Source organism: Duganella sp. CF517 (assembly GCF_900110275.1).
Classification (GTDB): domain Bacteria; phylum Pseudomonadota; class Gammaproteobacteria; order Burkholderiales; family Burkholderiaceae_D; genus Rugamonas.
Genome location: NZ_FODC01000001.1, coordinates 322,651 through 337,553, shown reverse-complemented (window position 1 = coordinate 337,553; position 14,903 = coordinate 322,651). Strand labels below are relative to the sequence as shown.

The following is a 14,903-nucleotide window of genomic DNA, read 5'->3' as shown; positions in this document are numbered from 1 at the left end:
ATGCGCGCTTACGCCGCCACGGCCGGTGCGGCCGACGCATCGGCGTTCAGGATGAAGGCGGGCGGCGGCGGGCTGCCGGCCGACAGGGTCAGCACCTCGTAGCCGGTCTCGGTGACCAGGATCGTGTGTTCCCACTGCGCCGACAGGCTGCGGTCCTTGGTTTTGATGGTCCAGCCGTCGCCCATTTCGCGGATCTCGCGCTTGCCGGCGTTGATCATCGGTTCGATGGTGAAGATCATGCCCGGCTTGAGCTCGTCGAGCGTGCCGGGACGGCCGTAGTGCAGCACCTGCGGCTCTTCGTGGAAGATCTTGCCGATGCCGTGGCCGCAGAACTCGCGCACCACGCTGTAGCCGGCTTTTTCGGCGTGCTGCTGGATCGCGTGGCCGATGTCGCCCAGGTGCGCGCCAGGCTTGACCTTGGCGATGCCCAGCCACATGCATTCATAGGTGATGTCGGACAGGCGCTTGGTCATGATCGACGGCTCGCCGATCAGGAACATGCGGCTGTTGTCGCCGTGGTAGCCATCCTTGATGACGGTGATGTCGAGGTTGACCGAGTCGCCGCTCTTGAGCACCTTGTCGCCCGGGATGCCGTGGCAGATGACGTCGTTGACCGAGGTGCAGATCGCCTTCGGGTACGGCGTGTAGCCGGGCGGGCAGTAGTTCAGCGGCGCCGGGATCGTGCCCTGGACGTTGACCATGTATTCGTGGCAGAGGCGATCCAGCTCGCCGGTGGTCACGCCGGCCTTGACGAAGGGGGTGATGTAGTCCAGCACTTCGGAGCCCAGGCGGCCGGCCACGCGCATGCCGGCGATATCTTCGGCGGATTTGATGGAGATAGACATAGAGGATCGCAATCAGCAAGGTAAACGGTAAAAACGCAGGCGGCGAGCGGACTTTCGTCCCTCGCGGCGTGCAAATATGCTGAAATTATAAACGACGCGGGGGACGTCGCGTGCGGCAGCGACCGGTCTGTGGTGGAATCGGTCCCTGTTCGGTCCCTGTTCGGTCCCGGCGCGCCGCGGCCGCGGGCTTAGGCGGCCTTGCCTGCGGCGGCCGCGGCCGCGGCGGCGCGGCGTTTGCGGCGGGCGGCGAAGCCCAGCAGGCCCAGGCCGCTCAGCAGCATGGCGTAGGTTTCCGGTTCGGGTACCGGGGTGACCGGCGGCACGCCCGGCGCCGGCGGCGTCAACGGACGCACGCTGCCGCCCGGGAAGATCGGCTGGTTGCCCGGGACCGGACGGCCGAAGCCGCCAGGGCCTTCGATCGTGCGTTCCTCGACCGGCGCCATGGCGACCGGCGCCGGCAGGAAGCCGGCGGTGCGCAGGTTGGGCACGTCTTCCACGATGGGCGCGTCCACCAGGCCGAGGTCGGTGTCGCCGACATGCTCGCTCCAGTTCGGCGGCGCTTCGGCGGCGGGTGGCGGCACTTGCGCCACGGCCGGGCGCGGGCGCACGATGCGGCTGACGTTACCGCAGATTTTTGGTACCAAAATGCAATGTTGGTCGACGCAGTAGACGGCGCCCGGCTCGTTGCGGCTTGCGGCCCACTTGCTGCGGGTGACGGTATGGCAGACCGAGGCGGCGCCGAAGTGCATGTCGCGGATTTCAGCGTCATAGACGTATTTGCCGGTGATCGCGTCGCGCGTGATGTTGACGGTCTCGTCGGGATTGCCATAGTTGAGCCGGTGCTTGAGCTTGACGCGGGTGCGTTCCGGAATGTCCGTATAGCGGTCGATCGCGGCGTCGGCATTGCCGGTATACGGATTGGCGCCCGGCCGGTCCCACGAACAGCTGGGTTGTACGGTGGCGGCAGCCGCAAGGGTAATGGCAAAAAGGGTAGACATCGAGACAATCTCCGGGACACAACATTGCAATTTTATCAGATATTACAGAATAGCAAGTATCTTAATGCCGAGGCACTAAACTTTGGCAAATGATATTACAAATTGGATAAATTCCGCGCGATACAGAACAATAAATTCCCGAATGTTACAATTTAACGTTTGCCGCGTTGTATTGCCGTCGCGATTCGAGATTGTTGTCCAGGGCAGGGTGGCGCGCGGCGCGGGGGCAGGGTTCTGGAACTTATCGGATTTGCAAGCATGTGTGCCGGAATTGTTGGTGCCTCATTCAAGTTCGCGCACCCAGATATTCCTGAACTCGACGCCCGGCCCCTTGTCCCCGTGGTCCTGCAGCATGATCGGTGAGCGGCCATGCGGGAAATACCGGGGCGTTCCCGCGTACACCGTTTCACCCGTGAGCTCGGCGTTCCATTGCACCAGTACCCCGTTATGGAATGCCGTCACACGGGCCGGGCTGCGCAGCGTGCCATCGGCAAGAAAGCGCGGGGCGGTCCACAGGATGTCATAACTTTGCCACGCGCCATTCGGACGGCAGGCATTTACCAGCGGAGCAAGCTGTTTATAGATGCTGGCCGCCTGGCCGTTGACATAAGTCTGGTTCGCCGCGCAGTCGAGCACCTGCAGCTCGTACCCGCGCAGTGCCGGACCGGTGGCCGCCAGGAATACCCCGCTGTTGCCGCGACTTTGGCCGGTGCCCACGACATCGGCCGGCGTACGCCATTCGATGTGCAGCTGGTAATCGAGGAAGTCGCGCCGTGTCTGGATGTGGCCGGCGCCGCTGCGCACTTTGAACGCACCGTCGGCCACCGGCCACTTGGCCGCGACCGGCTTGGCGTCGGTCGACATCCATTCTTCCAGACTGGCGCCGCCAAACAGCACGATGGCATCCGATGGCGGCTTGGCGCCGTCGCCCGGCGTCACCCTGGCCGGCTCTGGTGTCCACAGTTCGGTCGCGGCAGGGTCCGGCTGTGCGGCCGAGGCGGCCGAGAGCTGCAAGCAGGCGAGCACGACGCTCGCATAAACGGATGTGATTTGCATAAGTTTCCTATCGGGCGGGTGGCTGCGGGGCGCGCGCAGCGAGTTTACCAGCAACATTCGCCATTTTTGCGCATGCGGTGGATTCGCCCCGTCCGATCGCCCGCGAAGGCGCCGCCGGACTTGCCTAAGTGGCTGTTTTCAGGGTAGAATCTCGGGTTGCTTGGATTTGACTTTCGGTTCAGGCAATAAAGTAGTCAATATTGTTTATTCATAAACGCGAATCCGATCGACAAGGGTGCCTCTATGGTGACTGATCGGATTCCAGACCCAACCCTGGAGTTAAATATGTCCGTAACGATGCGCGAAATGCTGGAAGCCGGTGTCCACTTTGGTCACCAAACCCGTTTCTGGAACCCAAAGATGGCACCGTTCATCTTCGGTCACCGCAACAAGATCCATATCATCAACTTGGAAAAGACGATGGGTATGTATCAAGAAGCGATGAAACACGTGAAGCAGGTTGCTTCGAACCGCGGCACCATCCTGATGGTCGGCACCAAGCGTCAAGCCCGCGAAATCATCGCTGCCGAAGCGGCACGCGCAGGTGTTCCTTTCGTCGATCAGCGTTGGCTCGGCGGCATGCTGACCAACTTCAAAACCATCAAGACCTCGATCAAGCGCCTGAAAGACATGGAAGCCCAGATCGAAGACGGTTCGGTTGAGAAGCTGTCGAAAAAAGAAGCGCTGATGTTCCAACGCGAAATGATCAAGCTGCAAAAATCGATCGGCGGTATCAAGGACATGGGCGGCGTTCCTGACGCAATCTTCGTCGTTGACGTTGGCTACCATAAAGGCGCCATCACCGAAGCCGCGAAACTGGGCATCCCGGTTATCGGCGTGGTCGATACCAACCACTCGCCAGAAGGCGTTCAGTACGTCATTCCAGGCAACGACGACTCGTCGAAAGCCATCACGCTGTACGCCCGTGGCGTTGCAGATGCGATCCTGGAAGGCCGTGCAGCCGCCGGTAACGAAGTAGTTGAAATGGTCAAAGCCGCAGCAGGCGACGAATTCGTCGAAGTGAACGAACAGGCTTAATTGTTCCTAGCTAGCTGTAAGCTGTGAGGAAAAAGGGGTGGCCAACAGCTCCCCCTTTTTTTTAACGTAAATGGGTAGAGCAGGGCTTACCGGCCGCTCCCCTTCCACCGAATACCGAATACAGGAGAAACACTATGGCAGCGATTACTGCAGCAATGGTAGGCGAACTGCGCGCCAAGACGGACGCGCCAATGATGGAATGCAAAAAAGCACTGACCGAAGCCGAAGGCGACATGGGCCGTGCCGAAGAGATCCTGCGCGTCAAGCTGGGCGGCAAGGCCTCGAAAGCGTCGTCGCGCGTGACCGCCGAAGGCGTGGTCGCCACCTACATCGCCAACGGCGTGGGCGCGCTGATCGAAGTGAACTCGGAAACCGACTTCGTCGCCAAGAACGACGACTTCCTGAACCTGGCCAACACCGCCGCCAAGCTGGTCGCCGAAAACAACCCGGCCGACGTCGCCGCGCTGCTGGCCCTGCCAGCTGGCAACGGCCAGACCTTGGACGAGGTGCGTGCCGCCTTGATCGGCAAAATCGGCGAAAACATGTCGATCCGCCGCTTCCAGCGCTTCGAAACGACCGCCAAGCTGGCGTCGTACCTGCACGGCACCCGTATCGGTGTCGTGGTCGAGTTCGACGGCGCCGACGAGCAAGTCGGTAAAGACGTCGCCATGCACATCGCCGCGATGAAGCCGGTGTCGCTGTCGGCCGACCAGGTTCCTGCCGAACTGATCGAAAAAGAGCGCTCGGTCGCCCAGTTGAAGGCCGACGAGGACGCGGCCACCGCCGCCGCCGCCGGCAAGCCTGCGCAATCGCCGGAAATCGTCGCCAAGCGCCTCGAGGGCTCGGTGCAGAAGTATCTGAAGGAAGTGTCGCTGCTGAACCAGGCGTTCGTCAAGAACGACAAGCAGTCGATCGAGCAGATGCTGAAGGAAAAAGCGACCACCGTGAAAGCGTTCACGATGTACGTCGTCGGTGAAGGCATCGAGAAGAAGGTCGATGACTTCGCCGCAGAAGTGGCCGCTCAGATGGCCGCTTCCCAGGGTTAATAGTGAAAACGGGCCGCGAGGCCCGTTTTTTTAGCCCGGCAAGATAATCTTGTCTGTAACACCAGTTGTCCCCGGCGGCCGTCGCGCCTATCTCAAGGTATGATAGGCGCCGGCAGCCTTCCCTGAATCAACCCCATACACACTTTAGGAGCCCCGTCTCATGTCCAAACCAGCCTACAAGCGCGTCCTCCTCAAATTGTCCGGCGAAGCCCTGATGGGCGATGATCCTTACGGCATCAACCGCGGCACGATCGAACGGATGGTCGCCGATGTGGCCGAGGTCGCGAAAATGGGCGTGGAACTGGCGATCGTCATTGGCGGTGGCAACATCTTCCGCGGCGTCGCCCCCGGCGCCCAAGGCATGGACCGCGCCACCGCCGACTACATGGGCATGCTCGCCACCGTCATGAACGCGCTGGCGCTGGCCGACGCCATGCGCCATGTCGGCATCACCGCGCGCGTGATGTCGGCCATCGGCATCGAGCAGGTGGTCGAGCCGTATGTGCGCCCGAAAGCGCTGCAGTACCTGGAAGAGGGCAAGGTCGTGGTGTTCGCCGCCGGCACCGGCAACCCGTTCTTCACCACCGACACGGCCGCCGCGCTGCGCGGTTCCGAGATCAGCGCCGAGATCGTGCTGAAGGCCACCAAGGTCGACGGCGTCTACACGGCCGATCCGAAGAAAGACCCGAACGCCACCTTGTACCACTCGATCACCTTCGACGAAGCGATCGCCAAGCACCTGCAAGTCATGGACGCGACCGCCTTCGCGCTGTGCCGCGACCAGAAACTGCCGATCAAAGTGTTCTCCATCACCAAGCCGGGCGCGCTCGCACGCGTCATCATGGGCGAGGATGAGGGTACACTGGTTCACGTTTAACGCTGTTGTTTAGTTAACACCATCATTATTTATATCCGATCACAGGAGAGCAGCAATGTCCGTAGCTGACGTTAAAAAGAATGCGCAAGAACGCATGACCAAATCGCTGGAAACCCTGCGCGCCGATCTGGCCAAGGTGCGCACCGGCCGCGCCCACACCGGCATCCTCGACCACGTGATGGTCGAGTACTACGGTTCGCCGACCGCGTTGACCCAGGTGGCCAACGTCACCCTGATGGACGCGCGCACCATCGGCGTGCAGCCGTTCGAAAAGAAAATGGCCTCGACCATCGAAAAAGCCATCCGCGACGCCGACCTGGGCCTGAACCCGTCGTCGCAGGGCGACATGATCCGCGTGCCGACGCCGCCGCTGACCGAGGAACGCCGCAAGGAAATGGTCAAGCTGGTCAAGAGCGAAGCCGAGGACGCCAAGATCGCGGTGCGCAACATCCGCCGCGACGGCAACGAATCGCTGAAGAAACTGGTCAAGGACAAGGCCATCTCCGAGGACGACGAGCGCCGCGCCTCCGACGACGTGCAAAAGCTGACCGACAAGTTCATCGCCGACATCGACAAGATGGTTGTCGAAAAAGAAAAAGAAGTGCTGACGGTTTAAGTTCGGCGACGCCCCGACCGCCAGCCGCCCGGCCGCTTCTGTGCGTCCGGGCGGCGTCCGCTTTAGTGGCGTCCTGTTTTGGCGTCCTGGTTTGGCATCCTGGTTTGGCATCTTGTCCTGGCGTCTTGTCTTTTTGCGTCACACCTGCAATACTTTATACTTTGGCACCAAAGTTTTCATGAAATATACGAGTTCGACTACTGAGGTTCCGGAAGCCCCGAATGTGCCGCGTCACGTGGCGATCATTATGGATGGCAACGGCCGCTGGGCGACCAAACGCTTTCTGCCGCGCGTGGCCGGCCACGTCAAGGGCGTGGAGGCGGTGCGCACCGTGGTCGAGGCCTGCGCCCGCCGCGGCGTCGAATACCTGACGCTGTTCGCCTTCAGCTCCGAAAACTGGCGCCGCCCGGAAGAGGAAGTATCGCTGCTGATGCGCCTGTTCGTCACGGCGCTCGACCGCGAAGTGTCCAAGCTGCACGCCAACAATATCCGCTTGAAGGTGGTTGGCGACCTGAGCCGCTTTGACGCCAAGCTGCAGGGCATGATCGCCAGCGCCGAGCGCAAAACCGCCAACAACACCCGCATGACCGTCACCGTCTGCGCCAACTACGGCGGGCGCTGGGACATCATGCAGGCGGTCGGCAAGATGGTGGCCGCCCATCCGGGCGCCGGCAACTTCACCGAGGAACAGCTGGCGCCGCACCTGGCGATGGCCTATGCGCCCGAGCCGGACCTGTTCATCCGCACCGGCGGCGAGCAGCGCATCTCCAATTTCCTGCTGTGGCAGCTCGCCTACACCGAACTGTTCTTCACCGAGACGTACTGGCCCGATTTCACCATCGAATGCCTCGACGAGGCGATCGCCTCCTACCAGCACCGCGAGCGCCGTTTCGGCCGCACCGGCGCGCAACTGGCGGAAAAGAAAAACTAATGCTGAAAACACGGATTATTACCGCGGTGCTCTTGCTGGCGGTGTTGCTGCCGGTCCTGTTCTTCAATTATTTCCCCGCGTTCGCCGTGGTCGTGACGCTGTTCGTCGGCGCCGCGATGTGGGAGGGCGCGCGCCTGTTCGGCCTGTCGCCGACCGCCGCCAAGGTCGCCGGCGTGGTCAGCTGCGCCCTGTTCGTGCTGCTGATGTACAGCGCCAAGCCGGGCGCCGTCACCGCGCTGTACGGCGTGGCCGCACTGCTGTGGCTGATCCGCTACGCGCCGACGCTGGGCCTGGGCCTGCCGCCGCTCAAGGGCGCGGCCAACTGGTCGATGGCGATCACCTTCAGCTTCGCCATCTTCGCCTGCTTCTTCGCCATCGTCGGCCTGTACCTGAAATCGCCGCTGTACCTGCTGTCGGTGCTGGCGCTGGTCTGGATCGCCGACATCGGCGCCTATTTCTCCGGCAAGGCCTTCGGCAAGCGCAAGCTGGCGCCCACCATCTCCCCCGGTAAATCGTGGGAGGGCGCCATCGGCGGCGGCATCGCCGTGCTGGCGATCGCCTCGCTGACCATCATCTTGGCAGGCTTGGCGCCGTGGCTGCGCGACACCTTCGCCGTGCAACTGCAGGCGCGCTTCGGCTGGGCGTTGACCTTGCTGGCGCTGCTGGTGATCGTCGCCGCCTCCGTCATCGGCGACCTGTTCGAATCCCAACTCAAGCGCCGCGCCGCCATCAAGGACAGCAGCAACCTGCTGCCGGGCCACGGCGGCGTGCTCGACCGTGTCGACGCGCTGATCCCCGTGCTGCCGCTGGCCGCGCTGCTGACCGCCTGGCTCTGAAAGACATTCCTATGCAACGCATCACCATCCTTGGCGCCACCGGTTCGATCGGCGTGTCCACGCTGGACGTGCTCGCCCGCCATCCGGAGCGCTACTCCGTCCACGCGCTGTCGGCGCACAGCCGCGTCGACGAACTGGCCGCGCAGTGCGTCCAGTTCCGTCCGGCGCGCGCCGTGGTCGGCACGGCCGACGCCGCCGAGCGCCTGGGCGCGTTGCTGCGCGCGGCCGGCGTCGCCACCGAGGTCGACTACGGCGAGGCGGCCCTGTGCGCGATCGCCAGCGCCCCCGAGGTCGACAGCGTGATGGCCGCCATCGTCGGCGCCGCCGGCCTGGCGCCGACCCTGGCCGCCGCCCGCGCCGGCAAAAAAGTGCTGCTGGCGAACAAGGAAGCGCTGGTCATGTCCGGCCAGCTGTTCATCGACGCGGCGGCCGAAGCGGGCGCCGTGCTGCTGCCGATCGACAGCGAGCACAACGCGATTTTCCAGTGCCTGCCGTCGTCGTACGGCCGCGCTCCCGACTCGAGCGGCGTCGCCAAGATCCTGCTGACCGCCTCCGGCGGTCCGTTCCTGACGCGCGCCGTCGAGACGCTGGAAGACGTCACGCCCGAGCAAGCCTGCAAGCACCCCAACTGGTCGATGGGCCGCAAGATCTCGGTCGACTCGGCCACGATGATGAACAAGGGGCTGGAAGTGATCGAGGCGCACTGGCTGTTCGGCGCCCCGGCCGACCGCATCGACGTCGTCATCCATCCGCAGTCGGTGATCCATTCGATGGTGTCGTACGTCGACGGCTCGGTGCTGGCGCAGCTGGGCAACCCCGACATGCGCACGCCGATCGCCCACGCGCTGGCCTACCCGGAGCGCATCGACTCCGGCGTCGCCCAGCTCGACCTGACGCAAGTCGCCACCTTGCAGTTCGAGCGTCCCGACTTCGCCCGCTTCCCGTGCCTGGCGCTGGCCTTCGACGCGCTGCGTGCCGGCGGCACCGCGCCGGCGCTGCTGAACGCGGCCAACGAGGTCGCGGTGCAAGCCTTCCTCGACCTGAAAATCGGCTTCCGCCAGATCGACCGCGTGATCGCCCAGGTGATGGACGCGTTGCCGCACGGCGCCGCCGACAGCATCGAGGCCGTCATGGCGCAGGACGCGCTGGCGCGCGCCGCCGCCGACAGCATCGTCGCCGGGATGGCAAAATGAATTTCCTGCAAACCGTGCTGGCGTTCGTCGTCTGTCTCGGCTCCCTGATCGTCTTCCACGAATTGGGCCACTACCTGGTGGCGCGCTGGTGCGGCGTCAAGGTGCTGCGCTTCTCGGTCGGCATGGGCAAGGTGGTGTGGTCGCGCCGCTTCGGCCCCGACCAGACCGAATGGGCCGTGTCGGCGCTGCCGCTGGGCGGCTACGTCAAGATGCTCGACGCCCGCGAGGGCGACCTGTCGGCGCTGCCGCCGCAGGATTTGAAGCGCGAGTTCACGCGCCAGAACGTGTGGAAGCGCATCGCCATCGTCGCCGCCGGCCCGCTGGCCAATTTCCTGATCGCGATCGTGCTGTTCGCCGGCCTGTACATGTATGGCGTGGAAGAGCCGGTCAGCAAGATCAGCGTGCGCGCCGGCGAGGCGGCCGCGCTGGCCGCCGGCGCTGCGGCGGCGGACCAGGCCGATGCCGCGCCGTCCGCGCCGTCGGCCACGCCGGCCTGGCGCGCCGGCCTGCGCAGCGGCGACCTGGTCACCGCCGTCAACGAACAGCCGGTGGCCGTCTGGTCCGAGCTGCGCTGGAACCTGATGCAGTCGGCCATCGACAAGAAGGAGGCGCGCCTGACGGTCGAACGTCCGGGCCAGGGCCGCATGCACTTCGCGTTGCCGGCCGACGTGCTGGCCGCGCTCGACCTCGAGGGCGACGTGCTGGGCAAACTGGGCCTGGGCGTGGCGCGTCCGGCGCCGGTGGTGCAGCAGGTGCTGGCCGGCGGCCCGGCCGAGCGCGCCGGCCTGCGCGTCGACGACCTGCTGCTGTCGGTCGGCGGCACGCCGGTGGCCGACGGCATCGCCTTCATCGACATCATCCGCGCCTCGGCCGGCAAGACGGTCGAGGTGGTGGTGCGGCGCGCCGGCCAGCCGCTCGCGCTGGCCATGACGCCCCAGGCCGAGCAGGCAAAAAGCGGCAAAGGAACTGTAACAGTCGGTAAGATCAGCGCTTACGTCGCTTTGCAGCCGGATATGATCGTCGTGCCATCGTCGCCGCTGCAGGCGGTGGGCAAGGCCATGACCCGCGTCTGGGATACTTGTACGATGACGCTGAAGATGATCGGCAAGATGATCGTCGGCGAGGTCTCGCTCAAGAACGTCACCGGCCCGATCACGATCGCCGACTACGCCGGCCAGACCGCGCGCATGGGCGTGGTCAGTTATTTAAGCTTTATCGCCTTCATCAGCATCAGTTTAGGGGTAATGAATTTGCTACCGATTCCGGTTCTAGATGGGGGGCATTTGCTGTATTATTCGCTGGAAGTTTTAACTGGGCGTCCTGTGCCGGAACGTTTTAACGAGATTGCACAGCGAGTTGGCATCGGTTTGCTGATGACGTTAATGCTGTTGGCGGTATTTAACGACGTCGCCCGGCTTTTATAAAGTAGTTCGTTGATTTAGCCATTGAATAACCCCAATGAAATTATATTCTGACCGTATTACTTCACCTTCTTTACGCCGCAGTCTGATCGGCGCCGCCGTCCTGGCGCTGTGCGCCGGCCGCGCCATGGCGATCGAGCCGTTCGTCATCAAGGACATCCGCGTCGAAGGTATTCAGCGTACGGAGGCCGGCACCGTGTTCAGCTACCTGCCGGTGCGGGTGGGCGAGACCTTCAACGACGACAAGAGCGTCACCGCCATCAAGGCGCTGTACGCGACCGGTTTCTTCAAGGACGTCAAGCTCGAAGCGGACGGCCAGGTGCTGGTGGTGCTGGTCGAGGAACGCCCGGCCATCTCCAAGGTGGAGTTCACCGGCACCAAGGAATTCGAGAAGGACACGCTGGTCAAGGCGCTCAAGGACATCGGCGTCGGCGAGGCCAAGATTTTCGACAAGGCGTCGGTCGACCGCGCCGAGCAGGAATTGAAGCGCCAGTACCTGTCGCACGGCCTGTACGGCGTCAAGATCGTCACCACCGTCACGCCGATCGAGCGTAACCGCGTCAACATCACGTTCGCGGTCGACGAGGGCGACGTCGCCAAGATCAAGCAGATCAACATCGTCGGCAACAAGGTCTTCGACGATAAGGAATTGAAGCAGCAACTGGCGCTCAACACCGGCGGCTGGTTCAGCTGGTACACCAAGGCCGACCAGTATTCCAAGACCAAGCTGACCGGCGACATCGAGTCGCTCAAGTCGTTCTACCTCGACCGCGGCTACATCGAGATGAACATCGACTCGACGCAGGTGTCGATCACGCCGGACAAGAAGGACATCTACATCACGATCAACATCACCGAAGGCGAGAAGTACACCGTCTCCGGCATCAAGTTCGAGGGCGAGACCTTCGGCCGCGAGGAGGAGCTGCGCTCGCTGGTCCTGCTGCGCAACGGCGAGACCTATTCGGGCGCGCGCCTGACCGCCACCAACAAGCTCATTTCGGACCGCCTCGGCACCTTCGGCTACGCCTTCGCCAACGTCAACGCCAATCCGGACATCAACCGCGACAAGCGCGAAGTGGCGTTCACCTTCTTCATCGATCCGGGCAAGCGCGCCTACGTGCGCCACATGAACATCGCCGGCAACACCACCTCGCGCGACGAAGTGATCCGCCGCGAGTTCCGCCAGTTCGAGTCGTCCTGGTACGACGCCAACAAGATCAAGCTGTCGCGCGACCGCGTCGACCGCCTGGGCTACTTCAAGGACGTCACCGTCGACACGCCGGAGGCGCAGGGCACCTCCGACCAGGTCGACGTCAACCTGACCGTGGTCGAAAAGCCGACCGGTAACTTCCAGATCGGCGGCGCGTTCTCGCAGTCGGAGAAGTTCACCTTCCAGGCGGCGATCCAGCAGGCCAACTTCGCCGGCTCGGGCACCACCGTCGGCATGGAACTGAACACGTCCAAGTACAGCCGCACGATCTCGTTCTCGCAGACCGACCCGTATTACACCGACGACGGCGTCTCGCGCTCGTACGAGATCTACCTGCGCACGCAAAAACCGCCGGCGCTCAACACCGGTTACTACACCATCAAACAGCAGGGTGGACGCGTCAGCTACGGCGTGCCGTTCTCCGAAGTCGACACGGTGTTCTTCGGCATCGGCCTGGAACGCTCGAACATCGAGACCGACGCCACCTCGCCGACCCGCTTCCAGCAGTATGTGCGCGACATCACCGGCATCCAGAGCGGCATCGGCAGCGCCAAGACCAACGCCGTGCCGCTGACGATGGCGTGGGCGCGCGACAGCCGCGATTCGGCGCTGACGCCGACGGTCGGCCGCTACCAGCGCGCCAACCTGGAACTGGACATCATCGGCCAGCAGAAGTACTACCGCGCGGTCTACGAGCAGCAGTGGTACAAGCCGCTGTTCTCGAAGGTCACGCTGGCGCTCAAGGGCGAGATCGACTACGGACGCGGGCTGCGCGACAGCTCCTATCCGGTGTTCAAAAACTTCTACGGCGGCGGTATCGGTTCGGTGCGCGGCTACCTGAGCTCCTCGCTGGGCGCGGTCGATCCGCGTTACGGCGACGCGCTGGGCGGCGCCTCGCGCCTGATCGGCAACGCCGAGCTGCAGCTGCCGTTCCCCGGTTCCGGCCAGGACCGCAGCCTGCGCTGGTTCGGCTTTGTCGACGGCGGCCAGGTGTACCAGGAAGGCGAGAAGATGCGCCTGCAGCAGCTGCGCTATTCGGCCGGCCTGGGGATCAGCTGGATTTCGCCGGTCGGTCCGCTCAAGTTGAGTTATGCTAAGCCTTTGAATGCCAAGGAAGGCGACCGCCTGGAACGCTTCCAGTTCCAGATGGGTAGCGGCTTCTGATGCGGGCGGGTGGTTTACAGCGTACCGCTACGGCACACCGTACCAATATTTACCTCGGAGAAACAAGTTGAAGACTGCATCCGCTAATCTGACCAAATATCTCGCCGTGCTTGCGCTGGGCTGGAGTGCATTGGCGCCGGTGCAGGCCCAGACCTCGGCCTCGCGCATCGCCTGGCTCAGCCCCGAGCGCATCTACAACGAGTCCAAGCTGGCCAAACTGGCCAGCGAGAAGCTGCAGGAAGAGTTCAAGAGCCGCGAAAAAGCCATGCAGGAGATGGCCGGGCGCCTGAAGACGGCGTCCGACAAGCTGGAAAAAGAGGCGCCGGCGCTGTCCGAGGCCGACCGCGTCAAGCGCCAGCGCGACGTGTTCGAACTCGATAAGGAATACCAGCGCCGCCAGCGCGAGTTCCGCGAAGACCTGAGCCAGCGCACCAACGAGGAGCGCCAGGCCATCTCGGACCGCGCCACCAAGATCATCCGCCAGATGGCCAATGTCGAAGGCTTCGACATCGTGCTGCAGGACGCGGTGTGGGCGAGCCCGCGCATCGACATCACCGACAAGGTGCTGGCGGCGCTCGATAAAGACAAATAAATCACACAAGATTGGATACCCCGATGGGCACTCGACTGGGAGAATTGGTCGAACGCTTCGGCGGGCAGTTGATGGGTGACGCGAACCTGGAAGTGACCGGGATCGCGCCATTGACCGACGCCGGCGTTTCGCACATCAGCTTTCTGAGCAACAGCAAACTGCGCGCCCAGGCGCTGCAGACGGCGGCGGCGGCATTGATCGTCTCGCCCGCCGATGACGAATTCATCGCCGCCGGCTACACCGGCGCGCGCATCGTCACCCCCAACCCGTACGTCTACTTCGCCAAGGCGGCGCAGTATTTCCACTCGCTGACGGCCATCGTGCCGCCGGCGGGCATCCACCCGACCGCCTTCATCGGCGAGGGCGCGCAGATCGCCGCCACGGCCCATATCGGACCGAAGGTGGTGGTGGAGGCGGGCGCCGTCATCGGCGAGCACGCCGTCATCGACGCCGGCTGCTACATCGGGCGCGAGGCGGTGATCGGCGAGGGCACTCACTTCTTCGCCAACGTCACCTTCCACGCCTATTGCCAGATCGGCGCGCGCGGCATCATCCACTCGGGCGCCGTGATCGGCACCGACGGTTTCGGCTTCGCCAACGAGAAGGGCGTCTACATCAAGATCCCGCAGACCGGGCGCGTGATGATCGGCGACGACGTCGACATCGGCGCCAACACCACGGTCGACCGCGGCGCATTGGCCGACACGGTGATCGAGGACGGCGTCAAGCTCGACAACCTGATCCAGATCGCCCACAACTGCCACATCGGCGCGCACACCGCGATGGCCGGCTGCGTCGGCATGGCCGGCAGCACCACGGTGGGCAAATACTGCACCTTCGGCGGCGCCGCCATGATCAACGGCCATATCACCATCGCCGACCACGTGAACGTCGGTCCGTCGACGATGATCCCGCGCTCGCTGACGGAACCCGGCACCTATATCGGCTACTACCCGATGTCGCGCCCGGCCGAATGGGAAAAGTCGGCCGTCATCGTGCGCAACCTGTCGGCCATGCGCGACAAGGTGCGGGCGCTGGAAAAAACAATTAAAACACTGACGAATCAAGAAGAGAAATAAT

Annotated in this window: 14 protein-coding genes; 11 read left to right on the top strand and 3 right to left on the bottom strand. The window is 63.6% G+C overall.

Annotation, left to right across the window (positions count from 1 at the left end; all coding sequences use genetic code 11):
- Window positions 1-8: 8 nt before the first annotated feature.
- The 3 genes from map to BMX85_RS01290 form a co-directional block, all read right to left on the bottom strand.
- Window positions 9-845: a type I methionyl aminopeptidase gene (gene map, locus BMX85_RS01300; protein WP_090313884.1), complete on the bottom strand. Its 837-nt coding sequence runs from the start codon at window positions 843-845 to the stop codon at window positions 9-11.
- A gap of 188 nt (window positions 846-1,033) precedes the next feature.
- Window positions 1,034-1,843 carry an MHFG family PEP-CTERM protein gene (locus BMX85_RS01295; protein WP_090313882.1) on the bottom strand — a complete coding sequence of 270 codons (810 nt, stop codon included), beginning with the start codon at window positions 1,841-1,843 and terminating at the stop codon, window positions 1,034-1,036.
- Window positions 1,844-2,125: 282 nt separating this feature from the next.
- Window positions 2,126-2,899 carry a 3-keto-disaccharide hydrolase gene (locus BMX85_RS01290; RefSeq protein ID WP_090315122.1) on the bottom strand — a complete coding sequence of 258 codons (774 nt, stop codon included), beginning with the start codon at window positions 2,897-2,899 and terminating at the stop codon, window positions 2,126-2,128.
- A gap of 285 nt (window positions 2,900-3,184) precedes the next feature.
- Between BMX85_RS01290 and rpsB the strand changes: the two genes are divergently transcribed.
- The 11 genes from rpsB (at window position 3,185) to lpxD (ending at window position 14,902) form a co-directional block, all read left to right on the top strand.
- Window positions 3,185-3,937, top strand: a complete 753-nt coding sequence (rpsB, locus tag BMX85_RS01285) for a 30S ribosomal protein S2 (RefSeq protein ID WP_090313880.1) — start codon at window positions 3,185-3,187, stop codon at window positions 3,935-3,937.
- A 134-nt stretch (window positions 3,938-4,071) separates the two neighbouring features.
- On the top strand, window positions 4,072-4,983 hold the full coding sequence (gene tsf / locus BMX85_RS01280; RefSeq protein WP_090313878.1) for a translation elongation factor Ts: 912 nt from the start codon (window positions 4,072-4,074) through the stop codon (window positions 4,981-4,983).
- A 160-nt stretch (window positions 4,984-5,143) separates the two neighbouring features.
- A complete protein-coding gene (pyrH, locus tag BMX85_RS01275) occupies window positions 5,144-5,860 on the top strand; it encodes a UMP kinase (RefSeq protein WP_090313876.1) in 717 nt (238 codons plus the stop codon).
- A gap of 55 nt (window positions 5,861-5,915) precedes the next feature.
- Window positions 5,916-6,476, top strand: coding sequence for a ribosome recycling factor (gene frr, locus BMX85_RS01270; protein ID WP_090313874.1), 561 nt, complete (start codon window positions 5,916-5,918; stop codon window positions 6,474-6,476).
- A 178-nt stretch (window positions 6,477-6,654) separates the two neighbouring features.
- On the top strand, window positions 6,655-7,407 hold the full coding sequence (gene uppS, locus BMX85_RS01265; protein ID WP_090313872.1) for a polyprenyl diphosphate synthase: 753 nt from the start codon (window positions 6,655-6,657) through the stop codon (window positions 7,405-7,407).
- Complete coding sequence (locus tag BMX85_RS01260; protein ID WP_090313870.1) at window positions 7,407-8,243, top strand: phosphatidate cytidylyltransferase; 837 nt, start codon at window positions 7,407-7,409, stop codon at window positions 8,241-8,243. The genes uppS and BMX85_RS01260 overlap by 1 nt, the downstream gene beginning before the upstream one ends.
- Before the next feature lie 11 nt (window positions 8,244-8,254).
- Window positions 8,255-9,436: a 1-deoxy-D-xylulose-5-phosphate reductoisomerase gene (gene ispC, locus BMX85_RS01255; RefSeq protein WP_090313868.1), complete on the top strand. Its 1,182-nt coding sequence runs from the start codon at window positions 8,255-8,257 to the stop codon at window positions 9,434-9,436.
- Window positions 9,433-10,860 (top strand): RIP metalloprotease RseP, encoded by a 1,428-nt coding sequence (rseP, locus tag BMX85_RS01250; RefSeq protein ID WP_090313866.1) that lies wholly within the window; start codon window positions 9,433-9,435, stop codon window positions 10,858-10,860. The genes ispC and rseP overlap by 4 nt, the downstream gene beginning before the upstream one ends.
- 34 nt (window positions 10,861-10,894) lie before the next feature.
- Entirely contained in the window at window positions 10,895-13,231 is a 2,337-nt protein-coding gene (gene bamA, locus BMX85_RS01245; protein WP_090313864.1) for an outer membrane protein assembly factor BamA, read from the top strand.
- Window positions 13,232-13,298: 67 nt separating this feature from the next.
- Entirely contained in the window at window positions 13,299-13,823 is a 525-nt protein-coding gene (locus BMX85_RS01240; protein ID WP_090313863.1) for an OmpH/Skp family outer membrane protein, read from the top strand.
- 23 nt (window positions 13,824-13,846) lie between these two features.
- Entirely contained in the window at window positions 13,847-14,902 is a 1,056-nt protein-coding gene (gene lpxD / locus BMX85_RS01235) for a UDP-3-O-(3-hydroxymyristoyl)glucosamine N-acyltransferase (protein ID WP_090313860.1), read from the top strand.
- The last annotated feature ends 1 nt before the right edge of the window (window position 14,903 follow it).